We start from the raw sequence: 20,737 nt of genomic DNA, 5'->3' as shown, positions 1-20,737 counted from the left end.
CGCGGGTTCCATATTTCAGGATCACCGCCGCTTAGATATTAAGGAACAATTCAGTTATTGGTTGCACAACTGGCTGGATGCAGGGTGTAAAGGAGGTGGCCTTCACAAACGATGCATCATGTTATCGTTAATTCATACCTGTTTTTGAACTTATTAAAACCGTTTTTCCCTGAAGGGTAAACTTCCACCCGGTATTTAACGTAAGCACCTCCAGGATCTCCGAAAGCATTACATTCCTGGAAACGGTGCCCCACATCAACGTGCGTTCCATGGATGCGGGGTACCTGAACTGCACATCATACCATCGCTCTATCTGCGGCAGGATCGCCTGAACCGGCAACCGGTTGAAAACAAACAGCCCGTCCTTCCAGGCTATATAATAGCCCACTTCTACTTTTTTTACAGAAAGATCCCCGTCTTTTAAGACCGATTGTTGTCCGGGAACCAGTAGCCGGGGCTGGCTGCCCACACCCGGCAGGATCTTTACCGACCCCTCTGCCAGCGTGGTGACGATCCTTTTATCTTCCGGGTAAGCCGAAATATTAAACCGGGTACCCAGTACAGACAATTCCTGTCCGCCACTCATTACAACAAATGGCATATCCGGGTTCTTCTGTACCTCAAAATAGGCTTCCCCGCTCAGCGTTACTTCCCTGCGGGCGCCTGTAAACCGCATTGGATAGCGGATGGAAGAGGAAGCATTGACCCATACCCCGGTGCCATCAGGAAGCGTAAGCCGGTATTGTCCGCCCGGCGGTGTTGTGAGCACAACAAACTCCGGTTGTCCGTTCGCATGGCTGCTGTCCGCACTCAGCGAAGTGATCAAAGAACCGTCCGCATAACGAAGCGCTCCGTTCTGTACGATCACCGCGGCCTGATTACTATCCAGCACCACCCGTTGTCCGTTCCCAATGGCTAAAAAGGCCCGGTTGCCGCCAGGATTTACATCATGTGCTTTGACAGCTGCCTGCTGCGACGCATGCCGGGATTGCGAAACTGTATACCAGATCACGGCGCCTATGACCAGGAACATGATGATCGCTGCACCGGCGAGCCACCATTTCCTTCGCAGGCTTCGCGCAGAACCTTGCCGGTTCCCGGGGATTCGTGTTACTGATCCATCCAGCCGTCCCAGTAATCGTTCATCCAGCCCCTCCAGCAATGCTTCCAATTCCACCGAAAATATATCTCCGTCCGGGGCCGTTGTGGACCATTCATTACGAACCCAGGCTCTCAGCTGTTCTTCACAGCCTTCGGCCGACAGGTGCTGCAACAGTTCCAGGAACTCCTCCCTGCTGATATCATTATTGACATATTTCTTAAATAGCTCCTGTATGTCCTCCTGGCGATCCAAAATATTCTTTTATACTGGTAATACGGGAAAATGATTGTTTACATCTGTTCCGGCGACGAAAACTTTTTACAATACCTGACCAATATGACTGATGCCAACCAGCAGCAGGTATACGATCCTGGCCGCCAGGTATTTTTTTAAGAACTGGTTGGCCTTATAAATATGATCGTTCACGGTACTCATGTTAATATTGAGCATCAGGCTAACTTCTTCATAACTCTTGGACTCGAACTTGCAAAGGATGTATACTTCCCTTCGCTTGGGCGGCAACAGGTTAATGGCAGCGTGAATCAGTTCCCGCTGCTCAAGGTCCTCCATCCGCTCTCCGGCACTTATCACAGATGGCTGTATACGCGTCCATACCTGGTCCTGCATTTTTTTATCCCGCGATAATTTCCGGAAGAAATCGCATACAAGATTTTGCGCGATCCGGTGCAGGTATCCCGCCACCGGCAAACCGGGGTCAATGCGCTGCCGGTGTTCCCATAACCGGATGAACACTTCCTGCAACACGTCTTCCACCAGCCCGGGGTCCTTTACCATGCGGTAAATTGCCGATGCAATGGACATTTTGTGCCGCTGATAAATGATTTGAAAGGCAGGCCGATCTCCTTCCCGTAACCTGGAAAGCAGTACTTTTTCCCCAGCATCCGCTTCACAACGCATCATTGTCTGAAAGTTATAGCAATCATCGTTATACCGGCTAAGTTACGCATTCTGCAGCGGATCCCGCCCGGCCTTATTGTTCATCTGTTCTATCAGGTATATACGGCAAAAGAAGCAGTGCCACCTGCTCCCTTCGAAAAAAATATTTCTTTAGGGGATGTTTATCGGCGCCCAAGCCAGCAGTGAGCCAACCGGCACTTACCATATATCGGCGCATGAAGACAACCTGAAGAAAAGGGGAACATCTATACCGATCTGCAACCGGCATTAAAAAACTTGGGGGATTATTCCAGATTGTTCAATGCCAAGAATAAACCAGTATTCAGTTAAACACTTGCGGTTTAGTTGGGTTGCTGACCGGTGTTTACACCTTAATAAACGGAGAATGATGCAGGATAGTCAATTGGTTTAAAGATGAAGCATACAGGTCATTGCAGTTACTGTGTTAACAGCAACTTTATCCCTACGAAAATAAATGATGAAGGTGCGGTATCAATCGCCAATTTGAGCGAAAAAAAACCGCCCCCTGAAGGGGCGGTTGCATATATATTATAGTTCTTTTTATACGGCTGCATTATAGTGTTCCTCAACCTTCTTCCAGTTCACCACATTCCAGAATGCTTTTAAATAATCCGGACGCCGGTTCTGATATTTCAAATAGTACGCGTGTTCCCAAACATCCACACCAAGGATAGGTGTACCTTTAACTTCGGCAACATCCATCAGGGGGTTGTCTTGATTAGGGGTTGAAATCACTTCCAGTTTTCCATCCTTTACGATCAGCCAGGCCCAGCCGCTTCCGAAACGGGTAGCACCTGCTGTATTTATTTTTTCCTTCAGCGCGTCCAATGAACCGAATGTTTCATTAATCGCATCCGCCAGTTTCCCGGAGGGTGCACCACCATCAGCGCTCAGGATCTCCCAGAAAAATGAGTGATTCCAATGGCCACCACCGTTATTACGAACGGCCGGAGAAATAGCGCCTGCGTTTTTCACAAGGTCTTCCAGCGATTTATCTGCATGCTCGGTACCATCAATCGCTTTATTTAAATTGTCCACGTAAGCCTGGTGGTGCTTACCGTGGTGAATTTCCATTGTTTGTTTGTCGATGTGCGGTTCCAGCGCGTCGGGCGCATAAGGAAGGGCTGGTAGTGTAAATGCCATGATTCTTTATTTTTTTATTGAGTAAATAATAATACTTAATTGCCCAAAGTTAAACCATTATCGCCGGGCTGCAAAGACGGAAAAGTACAAAGAATCACAAAGTTTGCAGGCTTGCAAATACGGATTTCATTTATGCGAAGAAATTACCACGGATGCTGCACGGTACCCTTTATTGAAGTGTTCTGTGCAAATCTGAGAAATCAGTAAGCGGTGTTTGTGTTGCTGCGAAAACTTAAAAATTGGTAAAATAGTTGGTAAATACCAGGTCGAACATATTGACGTTCGCCTTCTTCGTTTGCAGGTAGGCGCCGGGTACCGGCACTTTATTGAGTTCCCGGAAAAGAACCATTTCCGTTTGGAATGATTCGCGGAGCAGGTAGTTGATCATCCCAATATCTTTCAGGTATTGCTGATGACGTTTTCCATCGTTCAGGCAAAACTGGTCGTGATCCATCATGGCCGTGCCATTCAATCCCAGGAAATCCGTTACAACAATGCTATGCCAGGGCATCAGCACGCTTAACAGCACATGTATTTTAAACAGACCGCGTCCTTCTTTTGAAGTGCAGTCCAGATAGTAACAGAACTTATTATGAAAAAGATCCGTCCGGTCCTTTAGCTCATAACGGGTCAATATTTCGTCAAGCGCCTGTACAAACCCATTCCACTGTTCTTCTAATGCCTGCTTCAGCATCTTAACCGACCGCTTGCGCCGGGCATACACCCGCTCATACTCCTGCCGGTCCACAAGAGGTGTTATTCCCTTTGGATAATGGTCGTAGATTTTTGACGGATCCGGCATTTTCATAACACCCTATTAAATAACACAAATATCACATATAATAAACACAACTAGATTCAATCCGAATTTACGAAAAAATTTCAAATATTTAAATATATAACATTATATAATATTTTTTAGTGCGTCCATCTTGTCAAAAAGCAGTAATCTTCCAATAATATTTGCAGTTTTTTGCAAACTTTATCTGCTTTTTGCATTTCCAATTTAAATAACTTATATTTAACAAACCTATAACTCCAAATTAAACTCATTTGCATGAAGAGAAAGCTTTCCCTCCCCCCGGCAATCTTGCTTTTGCTGTTGTTTCCGCTCTTTTTAAACGCTCAGCAACGGCAGATAAGCGGATCCGTTAAAAATGAATCCGGCGAACCTGTTCCAGGAGCTACGATCCTTCAGACGGGCACTCCTAATGCCGCTACCACAAACGATGATGGAAATTTTTCCATGCAGGTAACCGGCAACAACGTGCAGCTTGAAATTTCTTCCGTTAGCTACATCTCACAAAAAGTATCCATCGGCAATAACGCCTTTATTTCGGTCACCCTGACAACGGACCAGAAAGCAACGATGGAAGAAGTGGTAGTCACCGCGTTGGGGGTCACCCGTGCGCAACGATCGCTCGGATATGCTACTCAACAGGTAGAAGGGAAAAATCTTACAATGGCAAAAGAATCGAACCTGATCGCCTCACTGGCAGGTAAAATTTCCGGTGCGCAAATCGTTGGTTCCTCCGCTGCCAACCTGGGCGGCACTCAAAAAATCAAGCTAAGAGGAATAAATTCCTTAAACGGCTCCGGTTCTCCGCTGCTGGTTGTAGACGGCACCCCCATTTCAAATATCAATTTCAGTTCTGACAATGCCAATGGCATTGACCTCGGTAATATTGGCCAGGATATCAACGCCGAAGATGTAGAAAATGTAAGTGTGTTAAAGGGACCTGCTGCATCCGCGCTTTATGGTCTTCGTGGTCAATATGGGGTTATCATGATCACCACGAAAAAGGGGGGCCGTTCCAAAACGCCAACAGTAAGTTTAAATGCTGCTTATACCATTGATAAGGTAGGCAACTTTTTGCCACTGCAAAACATTTATGGCGTGGGCAACAATCAGACATTCCTGAAACTACCCAATGGGGAATTGTATGTAAATGGCAATGATGAAAGCTGGGGGCCAAAAATGGACGGAACGCCTGTAAGAATGTATTATAGTTTTTATAAACAGGACCCGGAATATGGGAAAGCGACACCCTTTTTACCACAGCCCAATAACATTAAAGATTTTTTTGTAACCGGACATAACATCAACAACAGTATTTCAGTCTCAGGCGGTGGCGACCGGAGTACCTATAAACTGAGCTATACCAACAATTACATAAAAGGCACGTATCCCAATACTTTTCTAAAGCGCAACAACCTTGGCCTGAACGCTGCATTGAATGTAACCGACAAACTAACTGTTGGTACAAACGTTAACTATGCCAACAACCTGGGCCAAAGACCGGTTCAGGGCTACCAGGGATCTTTTACCGGGGCTACTCAATGGTTCCAGCGGAACATCGATATCCACCGCCTTAAAAACTATAAATATGCTGACGGAACGATTCTGAACTGGAATGTAAATCCCAATACAACGGCGGGCATCATTACCAACAATCGCCCAAGCGACTGGAACAACCCTTATTTTGACGCCTATGAAAATCTGAATTCCGATTCAAGAGACCGGTTGTTTGGAGACGTGAACGTAAAGTACCAGATCTTACCCGAACTGCGGCTAAGCGGCTTTGTAAGAGGTGATATTTTTATGCAAAAACTTTCCCAGCGCACGGCCGTAGGTGGCCGGCTGGATCCCGGCTACAGTGAAGGCAAATACCAAAACAAAGAAATCAATTATGAATTACTGGCAGAGTACAGCAAAAAATGGGAAGACTTTTCATTAAATGTAAACCTGGGGGGCAACCTGCTTAATACTCAATACTCCTATCTGTCTGGCTATACCGTAGGCGGTTTGTCAAGCCCCGGTTGGTACAGCCTGGAAGCCTCTGTCAACAGACCGGTTATTAACCAGCGTTTAAGAGAAAAAAGCGTGCGCAGTGTATATGGGATGATCTCTGCCGGCTATAAAGACATGTTGTTTATAGATGGAACGCTGAGGAACGACGTTTCGTCTGCGCTTCCAAAAAAAAATAACTCCTATCTCTATCCATCATTATCGGGCAGCTTCGTCTTTAGCGAACTGTTACATTCGGGAGTGCTGTCTTTTGGAAAACTAAGGGCAAGCTACGCCAGTGCCGGTTCTGATTTAGACCCTTACCAGATTCTCGACATCTATGCCGCAGGATCTATCTATGCCACCCCTTCCACAACGATCAATACGATGCGCCTGCCGATTGAGCTTAGAAATGCAGACATCAAGCCCGCCTATGCCAATTCTTTTGAAATCGGTACTGAACTCCGGTTTTTGAAGAACCGGATCGGGCTGGATGTAACCTACTATGAGCAGGTCAATAAGAACCAGATCCTGCCCTTACAAATTTCTGCCGCCACCGGCTTCACGAACGCCATCATCAATGCAGGGCGTATTTCCAACAAAGGCGTTGAAGTTTCTGTAAAGGGAACTCCGGTTCAGGCGCAAAACTTCCAGTGGAACACAACCCTGAATTTTGCCAAAAACAAAGGCATGGTTGATGAACTGTATCCCGGTGTAAACGCCTATCAACTGGGCTCAAATACCTATTCCAGTCAAACCATTTATCTGTATTCAAATGTTAAACAACCCTTTGGAACCCTGGTAGGGCCTGGCTATAAAAAAGATGCTGCTACCGGCAAAATATTACTGGATGAAAGCAACATGCCTGTTCAGGAATTAAACAAGAACTTTGGATCGGTAGTGCCCGATTTTACCGGTGGTTTTTTGAACAGTTTCCAGTTTAAACAATTTGACCTCAATGGAATGATCGACTTCCAGTCTGGCGGAAAATTCTTTAGCTGGTCACAAATGCTTGCCGTAAAATCGGGGCAGGCCGCCATCACCGCTGCCGTCAACGATAAAGGGAAAAATGTAAGAGACCCGCTGGCAGATGGAGGCGGATACAAAATAGAAGGAATATCTCAGAAAACAGGAGAGGCGGTTACGACATATGTAGATGCAAGAACTTATTTCAGAAATAATATCGGCACACGTATCTACGATGAATGGCTCTATGATGCCTCTTATATAAAGCTAAGAGAAGTAAGTATAGGCTACAACTTCAGCAAAAAAACGTTGGAAAAAACGCCGGTAAAAGCATTGCGTCTGGCCTTAATTGCGCGCAATCCGCTGATGATCTGGCAAAAAGCCCCTAAAGGTCTGGACCCCTCCGAACTTTCATCGGGCAGCGCGTCCATTAGCTGGATCGAAAAAGGAGAACTGCAAACCGTGCGTTCCTATGGCATTAATTTAAATATTACCTTCTAAGGATATAATCTGATTATTATGATAAAGTTTATACAACTTTCAACGATACTGGTACTCCTGGCAGCGGCCGGATGTACAAAATTTGACGATAAATACTATGTGGACCCCAATAACCCATCAAAAGCGTCCGGAACCCAGCTTATTGCAAATGCGCAGTTATTTTTGCCAAGCATGAGCTCCAATGCCTATGGGCCATTGTATCCGCAACAGCTGTCCCTGACCACATTTACGGACAACAGCCGGTATATGACTACCAGTTTCAATTTTGCAGACTGGTACACCGGCCCGTTAATGGACCTCCAAACAGCCCTTAACAGCCCCCTCGACGCTAATGAAGGGCCGGTGGAAAACCAGGTGGCTGTTGCCAAGGTACTGAAAGCGTATTTTATGTGGTTCCTTACCGACCGATGGGGCGATCTGCCTTACAGCGAAGCCTTTCAGCGACTCAATAAAATAGCTCCAAAATATGATAAGCAACAGGTCATTTATGATTCCATGTTTAATCTGCTGACAACGGCCAATGATGCCTTTATACTGACCAATGGAGCTATAAAGAATGATATTATCTATAATGGAGACATCGGTAAATGGAAACGGTTCGGAAATACCATTCATATGCTGATGGCGCTTCGGCTCTCAAAAGTGGATCCGGAAAAGGGAAAAGCTGAATTTGTGAAAGCGCTCGCTGGTGGAATTATGAATGCGAATACCGATAATCTATTTTTCCCGCACCTGGCAGATCAGTCGATGGAAAATTATTGGTACAACTCTTTTACCAGGTTGGGCCGGGAATGGTATGCGCTCAGCAAGCCATTGGTGGACTATATGCAGCCGTTGAATGATCCCAGACTTCCGGTATTTGGTAATAAAAATAAAGACGGCAATTATGTAGGCCTTGAATATGGAAAAGCCGTTCCCAACGCCAATGATATTCCCGGCATTTCCCTGCTCGGTTCCGGTTTACGGCAGCAAAACTCACCCGTATACCTCACCACCTACGCACAGGCACTCTTTGCAAAAGCAGAAGCCGCTAAACTTGGATGGATACCAGGCGGCGATGCTGAAGCAAAGGCAAATTACGAAGAAGCCATACGCCAGTCTATTATTATGTGGACCGGAAGCGCAGCAGGTTTTGATGCGTTTATGCTAAACCCCTCCGTTATTTACAACCCGGCAAATGCGATCCGGCAGATTGCCTACCAGCGATGGGTACACCTGTTCTTAAATGGCTACGAGGCCTGGGCAGAATGGCGCCGGACCGATTTCCCAACACTAGTGGCACCTACAGGAGCCAACGATGGAAAGATACCCCGTCGCGAAGGGTACCCCTCTGCTGAAGCTCAGATCAACAAAGCAAATTATGACGCAGCCGTTGCCTCCTTTCCTTATGGTGGATCCGACGGGTTAAACGCAAGAGTGTGGTGGGATAAACCGCAATAACAGACAATTAAAGTTACCAACCGGTAGTTCAAGGCAACTCTATAGAAGGGACAGCAAGATTTGGGAGACAGTGCTTTTACGGCGATTTCAGACATCAGCAATTAAACCCGTCCCTTCAGTCACCCGGATCTTCAATTAACACTGTAAAAATTTTACCTTTTTGCCTTAAAAAAAGCTTTCATCAAAGCGGCACATTCTTCTTCCAGGATACCGGTAACGATCTCCGTTTTTGGATGAAACGGCGAGGTTTCCGGCTTTACCCGGCTGAAGCCATTTTTTACATCCGATGCGCCCCATACCACGCGGCGGAGCTTGCTCCAGTAAAGCGCTCCGGCACACATGACGCAGGGCTCCACCGTTACAAAAAGGGTGGCGCCCGGCAAATATTTGGCATTGAGAAAACTGAACGCAGAGGTTAATGCGATCATCTCCGCATGTGCCGTAGGGTCATTTAGTTTTTCAGTCATATTATAACCCCGCGCAATGATGCGGTCGCCCTGAACCACCACGGCCCCGATGGGGATTTCGTCTTCTTCAAATGCCCGCTGTGCCTCTTTCAGCGCCTGCTGCATAAAATATTCATCCGTCATTGATCTTCATTAAAGGATAAAATTAGAAATAAGGAGTGAAATAACGCATAAGATTTATTGGGTTCGTGAGAACACAAACCAAAGAATTCCTCTCATAAATTGATTTTTTACTACCTTGTATTTTTAAAACACAGCATGATAACCCGCATTCGTAAAACAGCGGCTGCAGACGATAAATAAATACACAGATGGCATTTCCCAAACAGAAACTGGAAGAAAAATTTAAGGAAGTATACCAGCAGCTCAACGATCAGCAGCGCCTTGCGGTGGATACACTGGAAGGCCCGGTAATGGTGATTGCGGGCCCCGGTACCGGTAAAACACAGATCCTGGCGGCCCGTATTGGAAAGATCCTGCTGGACACAGATGTGCTTCCCGAAAACATCCTTTGCCTGACCTATACCGACGCCGGTGTGGTGGCCATGCGCAAGCGCCTTCAACAGTTCATTGGCGCCGACGCGTATAAAGTTAATATTTATACGTTTCATGCGTTTTGCAATGATGTGATCCAGGATAATCTTTCGCTCTTTGAAAAAAATTCCCTGGATCCAATTTCCGAGCTGGAGCGCATCGAATACTTTAAAAAACTGATCGATGCCTTCCCCAAAAACCATCCGCTAAAACGTTACCGGGGTGATGTGTATTTTGATGCGCCGCACCTGCAGCAATTGTTTTCCGCTATGAAACGTGAGGGCTGGACCGCAGCCTTTATCAATGAAAAAATTGATGCCTATATTCAGAACCTGCCCAACCGGAACGAGTACATTACCAAAAGAGCCACCAAAGATTTTAAAAAAGGCGATCTGCGCACCGATAAAATTGCCGAAGCAACCGAAAAAATTGAAAAAGTGCGCGCGGCCGTGCATGCATTTGACGCCTTTCAGCAAATGCTGAATGAAAAACGCCGTTATGATTTTGATGACATGATCAATTGGGTGATCCGGGCCTTTGAAGAAAATGAATCGTTGCTGCGAAGCTACCAGGAGCGTTTTCAATACATCCTCGTGGATGAGTTCCAGGATACCAGTGGTACCCAAAACCGGATCGTGCAGTTACTGATCAACTACTGGGAACAGCCCAATATTTTCGTGGTGGGTGATGATGATCAAAGCATCTATCGCTTCCAGGGCGCCAACGTGCAAAATATGCTGGACTTTGCACAGCAATACCAGAACGCATTGAAAACGATTGTACTTACCAGCAACTACCGCAGCATCCAGCCCATACTGGATGTTTCCAAATCGGTAATCGCAAAAAACACAGAGCGGCTGGTAACCCAGCTCCCCGGGCTGAGCAAGGACCTGGCGGCGGCCAATGCAACCATCAACCACCTGACCACCCCACCGGAACTGATCGAATACAACAGCGAAAAAGAAGAAATGGCCGGTATCTGCATGGAAGTAGATGCGTTGGTACGGAAAGGCGTACAACCGGGCCGGATTGCCGTGATCTATAAAGAGAATAAATACGGGGAAGAGCTCTCCAATTATTTCCGGCTGATGCAGGTACCGGTGTTTAGCAAACGGCCCATCAACCTGTTGCAGGACCCTTTCATCAAGAAGATCATCACCATCCTCCGCTACCTCAATGCCGAGCACGACATCCCCTACGGTGGAGATGAACTGTTGTTTGAACTGCTCCACTACGATTTTTATAAGATCCCTCCAATTGAAATTGCCAAACTCAATGTAGAAGTCAACAACCGGCAATTTAAAGGGGAAAGCACTTCCCTGCGCCAGCTGCTTTCCGAAAAAGCCAACCGGCCGCCCAAAGATCTTTTTGACACAGGCATCCATCCCCAGCTCAAACAGTTCAGCATTGTGTATGAACAGCTGATCGGCGATGTATCGAACCTTACGTTGCAGCAACTGGTGGAAAGCGTGATCCGGAACGCCGGTGTGCTGGCTTATGTGATGCAACATGTAGAAAAAATAGAGCTGATGCAGTACCTCTCTGCCTTTTTCGATTTTGTAAAAGAGGAGAACAGTCGCAACCCGGCATTCAGCCTGGACGGACTGATCAGCATCATCGACCTGATGGAAAAAGAAGGCGTGCCGCTTTCCATGATGCGTACCATCGGCAATGATAAGGGCGTGAACCTGCTTACAGCCCATGGAAGTAAGGGGCTGGAATTTGAATATGTGTTCCTGGCCGGCGTGAATGCATCCTATTGGGAAAAGAAGAAAAGCTTTCCCACTATTTTTAAACTACCCGATACCATTTTCAGCTCCCAACCGGAGGGCGATTCCACCGAGGAGCTGCGGCGTGTATTTTATGTAGCCCTTACACGGGCAGAGCAGCACCTGCATATTTCCTGGTCCAAACGCAACAATGCCGGTAAGGAACTGGAGCCTTCTATGTTCATTGCTGAGATACAGGAGCAGCATGCGCTGCAAATACGGTTCCGCTCCATACCGGAAGAGGAAATGACCCGGTTCCGCCTCCTGCAGTTCACGGCACAGGCCCCCACCATTGAGCAACGCGAAGCAGATTTCATCACGCCCCTAGTCGATAAATTTGTGATGAACGTAACCGCGTTGAATAACTATCTTAACTGTCCGTTGCGATTCTACTACCAGAACCTTATCCGCATCCCCTCCGGTAAAAATGAGAATACAGAATTCGGAAGTGCCATCCACTTTGCACTGGAACGTTTTTTCCGGAAGATGCGGGAGCATCCGGCCAATGCCTTTCCGCCAGAGCAATCGCTTTACGAAGATTTTAAGTGGTATATGCAGCGCCACCGCCAGCATTTTACCCGAGAATCCTTTAAACGGCGCATGGAGCAGGGCGGCATTATCCTGCCGGAATACTACAACAACTATATCGACGCCTGGAATAAAGTGGTGGTCGTAGAATTAAACATCAAGAACGTAGTGGTAGACGGCGTTCCATTAAAGGGCAAACTGGATAAACTGGAATTTAATGGTAAAGATGTGAATGTGGTGGATTACAAAACAGGGAACGTTAAATACGCCAAACCCAAATTATTGCCACCTTCCGAAAAAGACCCCAATGGCGGTGATTACTGGCGCCAGGCGGTTTTCTACAAATTGCTGGTGGATCATTACGAGGCCAAGAACTGGACAGTTGCCAGCACCGAGTTTGATTTTATTGAGCCGGATGAAAAGAAAAATTTTGTGAAACAAAAAGTGGTGATCCTTCCGGAACACCTGGAGATCGTACGCCGGCAGGTACGGGAAACCTGGGAGCATATCCAGAACCATGAATTTTACAAAGGCTGCGGCAAGGAAGACTGTCACTGGTGCAATTTTGTAAAGGACAACCAGCTGTACACGGATCTGGAGGCACTTGAAGAAGATATCGAATAAACACCGGGAATTCCTTATAGTTTGAACCGATATATCCCATACCCCCAAGCTGCTTTAATGAACAGGAAAACGATCATCCTGACCGGATTTATACTGATTAAATTTGTATTGCAGTATACACTGATAAGTCCTGAATACGAATTGCATCGCGACGAGTTCCTGCACCTGGACCAGGCCAACCACCTGGCATGGGGCTATCTTTCCGTTCCCCCGGTCACAGCATGGATCGCATGGCTTGTAAAGTTATTGGGAAACACGATCTTCTGGGTAAGGTTTTTTCCCGCTTTGTTTGGGGCTTTAACAATTTGGGTAATCTGGAAAACCATCGAAGAACTAAAGGGCGATCTTTTTGCACTGCTCCTGGGGGCAACCGGTATGCTGTTCTCGGTATTGCTGAGATTAAATATATTGTTTCAGCCCAACTCTCTCGATGTACTAGGTTGGACGCTGTTTTACTTTGTGTTTATCAAATACCTGAACACCCAAAAAACAACATGGCTGTACGCAGGAGCTGTGGTGTTTGCGCTGGCCGTTTTAAATAAGTACAATATTGCATTTTTGCTCATAGGCCTTCTCCCAGCTCTGATTCTGACACCGCAGCGAAAAATACTGGGCCGGCCGCAGGTCTATACTGCCGCAGGTGTTGCGCTTATACTTATTCTCCCCAACCTGTGGTGGCAGTACACACATCATTTCCCGGTAATTCACCATATGAATGAGTTAAAACGGACACAGCTGATACATGTTAGCAGAAGCGGCTTTATAAAAACACAGTTTCTTTTTTTCTTAGGCGCCCTTCCGGTGATCCTCGCAGGTTTTTACGCACTGTTATTTTACCCTCCATTTAAAAAATACCGGTTGTTCTTCTGGTCTTATGTCTTCACAGTCGCCTTATTCATCTATTTCAGGGCTAAAGATTATTATGCCATTGGTTTGTACCCGATATATATTGCCTTTGGGGCCACTTATCTTTCAAAAATACTAAACGGGCGATGGGTAACCCTGCTTAAACCGATCAGCGTTGCTTTACCGTTGCTCTGCTTTATACCCATTTTCCGGGTAGGCTTTCCAAATAAAAGTCCCTTGCAAATTGCGAAGCATCCCGAAGCCTACAAAAAACTGGGACTGCTGCGCTGGGAGGATGGCAAAGAGCATGCCTTACCCCAGGATTTTTCGGACATGTTGGGCTGGGAAGAGCTGGCCCGTAAAACAGACAGCTTGTATATGAAAATGCCTGTTACGGGAAAAACAATGGTCCTTTGCGACAATTATGGCCAGGCAGGAGCCATTAATTTTTATACCACCAAGGGAATCCGTGCTTTTTCGTTTAATGCAGACTACCTCCATTGGTTTAATTTAAAACAGCCCTATCAACATCTTATACGCATAAAAGAGCATGAAACGCCTTCTACAGAGTTGAGCATAACCGGTCCATATTTTCAGCAGTCATTTGTTGGGGATTCGGTTACAAATAGTTTCGCAAGGGAATATCGCACTACCATTTTTGTATTTAAAAATGCGTGGGTTGATATCAACAACCGTTTAAAAGCCGAACTCGACACCATGCAAAGACGCTGGTACTAACATGCCTGGATTATTTTTATCATAAAGATGGGACACGCGGAACTATAGAAAGTGGCATTACGCCCTTTGCCGCTTTATGTTCAGGCGCCTTTACCGCCTACTGTGGATAAAACCGTATCTGCTCAAAAGTATAGTCCCCGCTTGCTTTCAGCCGGTCAACGAGTTGTTTCAGCGCACTTTCCTCCCATTTTGTCTGGAACATTTCATCATGGATCAGCAATACAATATTTCCCTGTGTAAAGGTGTTTCCCGTTTTACAACGCTGTGCAATTTCATCAAACATCGCTGTTACCGTTTGCACCGGCCGGCCATCGGGGTGGTGCTGCCACTCCAGGTCCCACCCGATCACCTTGTACCCCTTCGCAGCCAATCCGTCCGCGGTTGAGGCTCCGCTGATCCCATCGTCGCGCTTCTTTCCATTCAGCCGCCACATATTCCTTCCCGGTAGCCGCACAATTTTATAATGCAGTTTCAGCAATTGCTGGTTTTTCAAAATGTCCGCAATGGTCGTTTGCGGATTACTGTAAAACTTTTCATAGTGATTGTATGCATGTGAATAACTGTGATTGTATTCATCGATGTAGGGGTTCTCTTCATAGTATTTAAAATACGTGTCCATGCGGCGGTTGGCCTCCACGTGCGCGCCTACCAGGAAAACGCTGATCTTGATCTTTTCGGCAAGGATCACGCTATCGATGTTCTCGCTGCCGTTCAGCGGGCCGTCGTCGAACGTCAGATAAATCGTACATTTTTTTTGCGCGGTACCTTGTGGCTGTGAAGTTCCCGACAAACAGGCATTCAGTCCAACCAGAACGCCAACAAGGATAATTTTTGATAAAGCATGCATAAGAAGAGGTTGTTCGTATTTAAAACTACTAAATAAAAAAATACGCATCGTTTTGGAGAAAAATTATTTGTTGTAACGGAGGGCTGCACGCAGCGGCACCAGGGAGCAATGATGCGGCGCCTTATTGTTTAGGGTTGCCAGGAAGGCGGAAGGCCTGGGAATGAACGAATAGCTAACCCCCTTGCGTTGCTTTATAGCTTGGGGCTTTCCTTGCCCCGCTATCTAAAGAATAACTATTTTTACACTCTAAATCATTTCGCTTATGACCAATATCTTTTCCCCCGAAGGGGCCCAAACCATGATCAACCGCATTGAGCAACTTACACCCGAAAGCAAACCACTTTGGGGCAAAATGAGCGTGGGTCAGATGCTGGCGCATCTTTGCGTGATGTACGAAACGGTTTATACCGACAAATATCCAAAGCCCAAAGGCTTTCTCAAATGGATTATGAAAACCTTTATTAAAAAAACTGTTGTAGGCGATGCGCCCTATAAGCGTAATATAAAAACCGCTCCGCATTTCCTGATCACCAGCCCCCGCGATTTTGACAGAGAAAAAACGAGGTTAATTGACTATATCCGTCAAACCCAGGAACTGGGTGGTACCCATTTCGATGGCAAGGAATCTCATTCTTTTGGTCCACTTACCCAAATGGAATGGAATACCATGTTCTCCAAACACCTGGACCACCATCTAAGACAGTTTGGGGTATAACCAGCAAAAAAACGTTTTCAGGAAGGGATAAAAAACAACGCATGCCTGTCAAAATAAACGTAAATTAGTAGCAGCGAATCATTCGTATTAAATCCTTTACAAATGCTGCGACTATTACTCCTCATGGTGCTGGTTCCTTTTACAGGCCGTTCCCAAACGGAATCACCCGCTAATCATTACAATCAATACCTGGCCGATAGCCTGGGTGCCGACGCATACGGGATGCGGATGTACCAGTTTGTGCTATTAAAAACAGGCGACAGTACGATTACTGATAAAGAGAAGGTGACGGTTCTTTTTAAAGGGCATATGGAAAATATCAGTAAACTGGTAGCAGATCATAAACTGATCATCGCCGGCCCGTTCGCCAAAAACCTGCTGCAATACCGGGGGCTATTCATTTTCACCACCAAAACAAAAGAAGCAACAGAAGCCTTGCTGGCCTCCGATCCGGCTGTAAAATCAGGACTTCTTAAAACGGAGATCTATGGCTGGTATGGATCGGCGGCATTGCCGATGTACCTTCCCTTTCATACGCAGATCGAAAAAAGCAAACATTAATAAGATGGATATCGGGGAAGCAAGGAGTCTGATCAAGGATTTACCACTGCCCTCGGGTAAGCCGCTCCAATGGGCTGATCTGGGCTGCGGCTCCGGCACCTTTACCTATGCCTTGTACAGCCTGCTTCCGCCGGGAAGTGTCGTATATGCTTTTGATAAAAATATACAACGGCTCCACGAGCCGGGCATCCGCTTTATACAACTCAATTTTGAAACAGCGGCATTGCCCGTACCGCCGCTTTCCGGCATCCTCATGGCCAATTCATTACACTATATAAAAGACCCACAGGCATTGATTGCAAGGCTCCGGCAACAACTGGAGCCGGCGGGCATGCTGGTGCTGGTTGAATACGATACCCTTACCGCAAATAAGTGGGTCCCTTTTCCTGTACCTTTGCTGAAGGCTAAACAACTGGCCAGCCGGTGCGGTTTCAGGAATTTTCATTTGATGGGAACCCGGCCTTCTGTATATCACGGAGGAGGTATGTATGCGATCTCTTTCACGCTTTAAAACATTCCATTTTTCTAACGATAAAAAATCAAAACATGCGTATTCTTAAAAAGATCCTGCTGGTAATAGCAGTACTCATCTTGCTGGTACTGCTGATCGCTGCATTTGTAGACGGCAAAATCAAATTTGAAAAATCGGTAGCCATCAATGCGCCCATTGATAAGGTGTGGACCCATGTCAACAGCCTGGCCGCCATGAATACCTGGAGCCCCTGGACAGACAAAGATCCCGAAATGAAAAAAAACAACGAAGGTACCGATGGTACGCCTGGTGCCCGGTTCTGCTGGGAGAGTCAGAAAAAGGATGTAGGTAAAGGTTGCCAAACCATCAGAGCCGTAAGCGCGCCATCGCTGATCGAAACCGATCTCAAATTTTATACCCCTTACGAAAGCGACGCGCAGGCTTATGTAAAATTGGAAGCCGCCGGCTCCGGCACTAAGGCCACCTGGGGTTTTAACAGCGAAATGCCCTACCCGTTCCGGATCATGAAGCTCTTTATGAACATGGAAAAAATGATGGATCCGGATTTTACCCTGGGTTTGCAGCGGCTAAAAAAACTGGCGGAACAATAACATGAAGCAGCGCACTACTTTTGCAATGCTTTGGTGTGATGGTCAAAATACAAAGACAAAAAGCATTATGGCACACATCAATCCCTACATCACCTTTACCGGGAAACTGCGAAGAAGCGTTTAACGCTTATTGCTCCATTTTTGGAGGCGCGTTCGATTTTGTTGGCCGTTTTAGAGACATGCCGCCACAGGAAGGTTACACCATACCCCGAGGAAGACGGCAATAAGATCATGCACATATCGCTGCCTATTGGCAACACCATTTTAATGGGCAGCGATACCGGTGGTGAATGGGCATCCGGTTTTACAGTGGGCAACAATATCACGATCTCTTTTACAGCAGGTTCCCGGGAAGAGGCGGACCGCATATTTGGAGCGCTTTCTGAAGGTGGCAAGGCAACCATGCCGATGGCAGACACTTTCTGGGGCGATTATTTTGGCATGTGTACCGATCGGTTTTCCATTAACTGGATGATCAGCTTCACAAAAATCCCCAGTAAGCTATAACAGTTTGTGCAGATCTTATATTGCCGTGCGCTGCACCTTTATGTTTCATATCCCTGTTTGCCAAGGGTATCAGCGCTGCGTTGCCCGTCCGAACGGTTCATCCGGGCGGGCAGCTTGCATCTTTAAATGCTGAAAATCAGCCAGACGCCCCTGCGAAGTCTCGAGTCGTCGTCATCCTCGTCTGCCTTTTTAATGGTTTTCAGGAATGCGGCCCGCACCGGAGTGGGTGGCTTTGCATGTTCCCCTTTAACGGCTTTCCATACCATTTCGTTCATAATAGCATCCGGTACCCGGTCGATATCGGAAAAATCCAATCCTTTGGAGAGGGCGGCCAGCTTGCTTTTTTCCGGGTTTACGGCATCCAGATCTGCTTGTGCAGGAAGAGCGGTAAACCCGGCATTGTTTGGCGTGTTATTGAAGCAGCGCCACATGGGAACAGCGGCCGCATCATATTGGGTCATGGGCGGCATCCCGAGTATCAATTCCATAGTGCGCAGCATAGAAGATGTGGAATACATGGTGTGATCTACAAAATTCCTTTTTACATAGCCCCCGGCTATATAAGCAGGAGAGCGATGGGCATCTACATGATCAGGGCCATTTTGAGCATCGTCTTCCAATATAAACACTACGCTTTGTTCCCATACAGGGCTTTTACTAAGATGTTCCACCAGCATGCCAACTGCCAGATCATTGTCCGCCACATTTGCAAAGGGCGTTGCCTTGCCTGGAGCCGTTCCCTGCGTATGATCATTAGGTAAACGGATGGTGGACAAGCGGGGCAGCGCCTGATGTTGCAGTAATGAATCGAATTCCCGGGCCCAGGCACGTACGCGCGTTGTATCCCTCACCTCAAAAGCCTTCGGAGAAAAACTGGTTGAAATATGATCCTTCAAAACAGGAATATTCGGAGCATTGGCTCCGGATACAAATTCCCCGTAGGTGCGGTAGCTGACGTTATGCCGGGCTGCCTGATCCCAGATATAGACCTTGTTAAATCGCGTATCAGCCACAGCGCCCTTTCCTCTTTTGCCATAACTGGTGGGCCAGTTCTTTTCCATATAATCCGTTGCATAAGCACCCATGCTCCAATTATGCCCATCGGCGCTTACTTCTCCATCCACATAAAAATTATCCAGCAATACAAATTGTTCGGCAAGCGCATGCTGGTTGGGCGTCACCTTTCGTCCGAATAAAACCAGACTGGTATCGCCATTCCCGCCGGGAAGATCACCCAATACCTGGTCATAGGTTCGGTTTTCCTTAATAATATAAAAAACATAGTTGATGGGAGAAGGATCGCCTACCTTTCGTGGGATGGGGTTCCCGGTTTCACCCTCCGCATCCAGTTCCCGCTGGTTGTTATGCGGCGTGTTGTGATAAACGGCCTGTGCATAAACGGACAATTCTTTTTCGCCCGGAACCGGAATGATACTCAGGGTGCCCATTAGCAGACCGCCTGCGATATGCTGAACCCGTTTGGGCTTCCTGGTATCCCCTTCATGCAGGACAACGGTTTCTTTTTTGCTTGCAGGGTTTGGACCACGGGGATTGGGCAGCGAAGAAAATCCCTTGGCATTGGCTACATACAGTTTATTATTGACCAGGCGCACGGAGCTGGGATACCATCCGGTGGGAATAAACCCGTGCGAACTGCTATGACCGGGATCGCTTACATCAAATACAGCAATACAGTTATTGTCGGCATTGGCAATGTACAGGGTCTTGTCATCCTTGCTCAATGCCACTGCGTTGCTGGTGGTACCGCTCAGCTTTGTGGGATATACGGCCGTGTTTAGGGTTTCAATCACTTCCTTCTTTTTCAGGTCTATGACAGAAACCGTGTTATCATTAGCATTGGCTACATACAGATAGCGTCCGTTCTTCGACAGGCAGCCATCATTTGGATTATCGCCTACGGTAACCGGCTCATTGAACTGCCGGGCTTTTGTATCATAGATGGCCACCTGGTCACCACCCCAAAGGCTTATATAAAGACTGGACCTGTCGGGCGATAAAAGACAGGTATAGGCCGCGGTGCCGAGGTCTTCTTTCTGCAGGATTTTTTTTGTCTTCAGATCTACCACATAAAGCCGGTTATCGAGCTTTGTTACCACGTACAGGATGCCTTTCGCGTCATCCAGGGCAATGCCGGTGGGTGAAATAGAGCCCTTGTCCGTCTTGCTGTTCCAGGGGGCGCCCAGGCGGATGGTATCACTTGTGACCAGTTTATTCCCGGTTATGGAATAGCGGAGTATCAGGTTATCATCACCACCGGAAGCATACAGGTATTTTTCATCAGCGCTGAATACCAGGCCGCCCCATGACCGGTTGATGGTCACTTTATCCAGCTCCTGGTCGTTCTTTGCATCCAGCAACTGGATGGTTTGGGTGCTTTGCCCGTTATTGGTAACGGCCGCATAACGTCCGCTGCGGCTTATGGCGATATTTAGTGGAAGATCACCCAGCGGAAGACTTTTACCAACGGGTGTCAGCGACCAGCCGTTTGGAAGCCGTACCCGGCTGCGTTCAATAGCTGAAAGATCCTGGGCCAGGACAAGGGATCCGGTTGCTAAAAGGCAAATGGCAAATAAAAAACGTTTCATTATCTGAAAAGGTGTGAATGAGTTTGGAAGATA

Annotated in this window: 16 protein-coding genes; 9 read left to right on the top strand and 7 right to left on the bottom strand. The window is 47.0% G+C overall.

Translation table 11 applies throughout. The features are described 5' to 3' along the window. Positions 1-127 precede the first annotated feature (127 nt). From LL912_RS21030 to LL912_RS21015, 4 genes are all read right to left on the bottom strand, one after another. Positions 128-1,354, bottom strand: a complete 1,227-nt coding sequence (locus tag LL912_RS21030; RefSeq protein WP_235555580.1) for a FecR family protein — start codon at positions 1,352-1,354, stop codon at positions 128-130. A 66-nt stretch (positions 1,355-1,420) separates the two neighbouring features. Then, positions 1,421-2,023 (bottom strand): RNA polymerase sigma factor, encoded by a 603-nt coding sequence (locus LL912_RS21025; RefSeq protein WP_235555579.1) that lies wholly within the window; start codon positions 2,021-2,023, stop codon positions 1,421-1,423. A 558-nt stretch (positions 2,024-2,581) separates the two neighbouring features. Beyond that, complete coding sequence (locus LL912_RS21020) at positions 2,582-3,184, bottom strand: superoxide dismutase (RefSeq protein ID WP_235555578.1); 603 nt, start codon at positions 3,182-3,184, stop codon at positions 2,582-2,584. 232 nt (positions 3,185-3,416) lie between these two features. Continuing rightward, the gene (locus LL912_RS21015; RefSeq protein WP_235555577.1) at positions 3,417-3,992 is read right to left on the bottom strand and encodes a hypothetical protein; all 576 of its coding nucleotides are present in this window, start codon (positions 3,990-3,992) and stop codon (positions 3,417-3,419) included. Positions 3,993-4,241: 249 nt separating this feature from the next. Between LL912_RS21015 and LL912_RS21010 the strand changes: the two genes are divergently transcribed. Both LL912_RS21010 and LL912_RS21005 read left to right on the top strand, forming a co-directional pair. Then, positions 4,242-7,439, top strand: a complete 3,198-nt coding sequence (locus tag LL912_RS21010; RefSeq protein WP_235555576.1) for a SusC/RagA family TonB-linked outer membrane protein — start codon at positions 4,242-4,244, stop codon at positions 7,437-7,439. 18 nt (positions 7,440-7,457) lie between these two features. Next, positions 7,458-8,879 carry a SusD/RagB family nutrient-binding outer membrane lipoprotein gene (locus LL912_RS21005; RefSeq protein WP_235555575.1) on the top strand — a complete coding sequence of 474 codons (1,422 nt, stop codon included), beginning with the start codon at positions 7,458-7,460 and terminating at the stop codon, positions 8,877-8,879. Between the two features lie 152 nt (positions 8,880-9,031). Here the strand turns inward: LL912_RS21005 and LL912_RS21000 are convergent, their stop codons facing one another. Then, on the bottom strand, positions 9,032-9,469 hold the full coding sequence (locus LL912_RS21000) for a nucleoside deaminase (protein ID WP_235555574.1): 438 nt from the start codon (positions 9,467-9,469) through the stop codon (positions 9,032-9,034). A gap of 188 nt (positions 9,470-9,657) precedes the next feature. Between LL912_RS21000 and LL912_RS20995 the strand changes: the two genes are divergently transcribed. Together LL912_RS20995 and LL912_RS20990 are read left to right on the top strand one after the other, a co-directional pair. Next, positions 9,658-12,801 carry an ATP-dependent helicase gene (locus LL912_RS20995; RefSeq protein WP_235555573.1) on the top strand — a complete coding sequence of 1,048 codons (3,144 nt, stop codon included), beginning with the start codon at positions 9,658-9,660 and terminating at the stop codon, positions 12,799-12,801. 57 nt (positions 12,802-12,858) lie between these two features. Next, entirely contained in the window at positions 12,859-14,385 is a 1,527-nt protein-coding gene (locus LL912_RS20990; RefSeq protein ID WP_235555572.1) for a glycosyltransferase family 39 protein, read from the top strand. 97 nt (positions 14,386-14,482) lie between these two features. On the opposite strand, the gene LL912_RS20985 is transcribed toward LL912_RS20990, so the two are convergent. Beyond that, entirely contained in the window at positions 14,483-15,232 is a 750-nt protein-coding gene (locus LL912_RS20985) for a polysaccharide deacetylase family protein (protein ID WP_235555571.1), read from the bottom strand. Positions 15,233-15,494: 262 nt separating this feature from the next. Here LL912_RS20985 and LL912_RS20980 point away from each other — a divergent pair, with 262 nt between their 5' ends. The 5 genes from LL912_RS20980 (at position 15,495) to LL912_RS20960 (ending at position 18,098) form a co-directional block, all read left to right on the top strand. Then, entirely contained in the window at positions 15,495-15,947 is a 453-nt protein-coding gene (locus LL912_RS20980; RefSeq protein ID WP_235555570.1) for a DUF1569 domain-containing protein, read from the top strand. Positions 15,948-16,049: 102 nt separating this feature from the next. Beyond that, the gene (locus LL912_RS20975) at positions 16,050-16,508 is read left to right on the top strand and encodes a YciI family protein (protein WP_235555569.1); all 459 of its coding nucleotides are present in this window, start codon (positions 16,050-16,052) and stop codon (positions 16,506-16,508) included. Between the two features lie 4 nt (positions 16,509-16,512). After that, positions 16,513-17,019, top strand: coding sequence for a class I SAM-dependent methyltransferase (locus LL912_RS20970; RefSeq protein WP_235555568.1), 507 nt, complete (start codon positions 16,513-16,515; stop codon positions 17,017-17,019). A 35-nt stretch (positions 17,020-17,054) separates the two neighbouring features. After that, positions 17,055-17,591 carry an SRPBCC family protein gene (locus tag LL912_RS20965; RefSeq protein WP_235555567.1) on the top strand — a complete coding sequence of 179 codons (537 nt, stop codon included), beginning with the start codon at positions 17,055-17,057 and terminating at the stop codon, positions 17,589-17,591. 141 nt (positions 17,592-17,732) lie between these two features. Next, entirely contained in the window at positions 17,733-18,098 is a 366-nt protein-coding gene (locus tag LL912_RS20960) for a VOC family protein (protein WP_319941336.1), read from the top strand. 122 nt (positions 18,099-18,220) lie between these two features. On the opposite strand, the gene LL912_RS20955 is transcribed toward LL912_RS20960, so the two are convergent. Then, positions 18,221-20,704, bottom strand: coding sequence for a bifunctional YncE family protein/alkaline phosphatase family protein (locus tag LL912_RS20955; RefSeq protein ID WP_235555566.1), 2,484 nt, complete (start codon positions 20,702-20,704; stop codon positions 18,221-18,223). Positions 20,705-20,737 lie beyond the last annotated feature (33 nt).

The sequence above is a fragment of the Niabella agricola genome, from assembly GCF_021538615.1.
In the GTDB taxonomy this organism is placed as follows: Bacteria; Bacteroidota; Bacteroidia; order Chitinophagales; family Chitinophagaceae; genus Niabella; species Niabella agricola.
The sequence above is the reverse complement of the archived record's forward strand: the minus strand, read 5'-3'. Positions and strand labels throughout refer to the sequence as shown.

Bases quoted from the DNA above. Each gene is read 5' to 3' on its own strand.
- LL912_RS21025 (WP_235555579.1), bottom strand. From the start codon at position 2,023: ATGATGCGTTGTGAAGCGGATGCTGGGGAAAAAGTACTGCTTTCCAGG.
- LL912_RS21020 (WP_235555578.1), bottom strand. From the start codon at position 3,184: ATGGCATTTACACTACCAGCCCTTCCTTATGCGCCCGACGCGCTGGAA.
- LL912_RS21015 (WP_235555577.1), bottom strand. From the start codon at position 3,992: ATGAAAATGCCGGATCCGTCAAAAATCTACGACCATTATCCAAAGGGA.
- LL912_RS21010 (WP_235555576.1), top strand. From the start codon at position 4,242: ATGAAGAGAAAGCTTTCCCTCCCCCCGGCAATCTTGCTTTTGCTGTTG.
- LL912_RS21005 (WP_235555575.1), top strand. From the start codon at position 7,458: ATGATAAAGTTTATACAACTTTCAACGATACTGGTACTCCTGGCAGCG.
- LL912_RS21000 (WP_235555574.1), bottom strand. From the start codon at position 9,469: ATGACGGATGAATATTTTATGCAGCAGGCGCTGAAAGAGGCACAGCGG.
- LL912_RS20995 (WP_235555573.1), top strand. From the start codon at position 9,658: ATGGCATTTCCCAAACAGAAACTGGAAGAAAAATTTAAGGAAGTATAC.
- LL912_RS20990 (WP_235555572.1), top strand. From the start codon at position 12,859: ATGAACAGGAAAACGATCATCCTGACCGGATTTATACTGATTAAATTT.
- LL912_RS20985 (WP_235555571.1), bottom strand. From the start codon at position 15,232: ATGCATGCTTTATCAAAAATTATCCTTGTTGGCGTTCTGGTTGGACTG.
- LL912_RS20980 (WP_235555570.1), top strand. From the start codon at position 15,495: ATGACCAATATCTTTTCCCCCGAAGGGGCCCAAACCATGATCAACCGC.
- LL912_RS20975 (WP_235555569.1), top strand. From the start codon at position 16,050: ATGCTGCGACTATTACTCCTCATGGTGCTGGTTCCTTTTACAGGCCGT.
- LL912_RS20970 (WP_235555568.1), top strand. From the start codon at position 16,513: ATGGATATCGGGGAAGCAAGGAGTCTGATCAAGGATTTACCACTGCCC.
- LL912_RS20965 (WP_235555567.1), top strand. From the start codon at position 17,055: ATGCGTATTCTTAAAAAGATCCTGCTGGTAATAGCAGTACTCATCTTG.
- LL912_RS20955 (WP_235555566.1), bottom strand. From the start codon at position 20,704: ATGAAACGTTTTTTATTTGCCATTTGCCTTTTAGCAACCGGATCCCTT.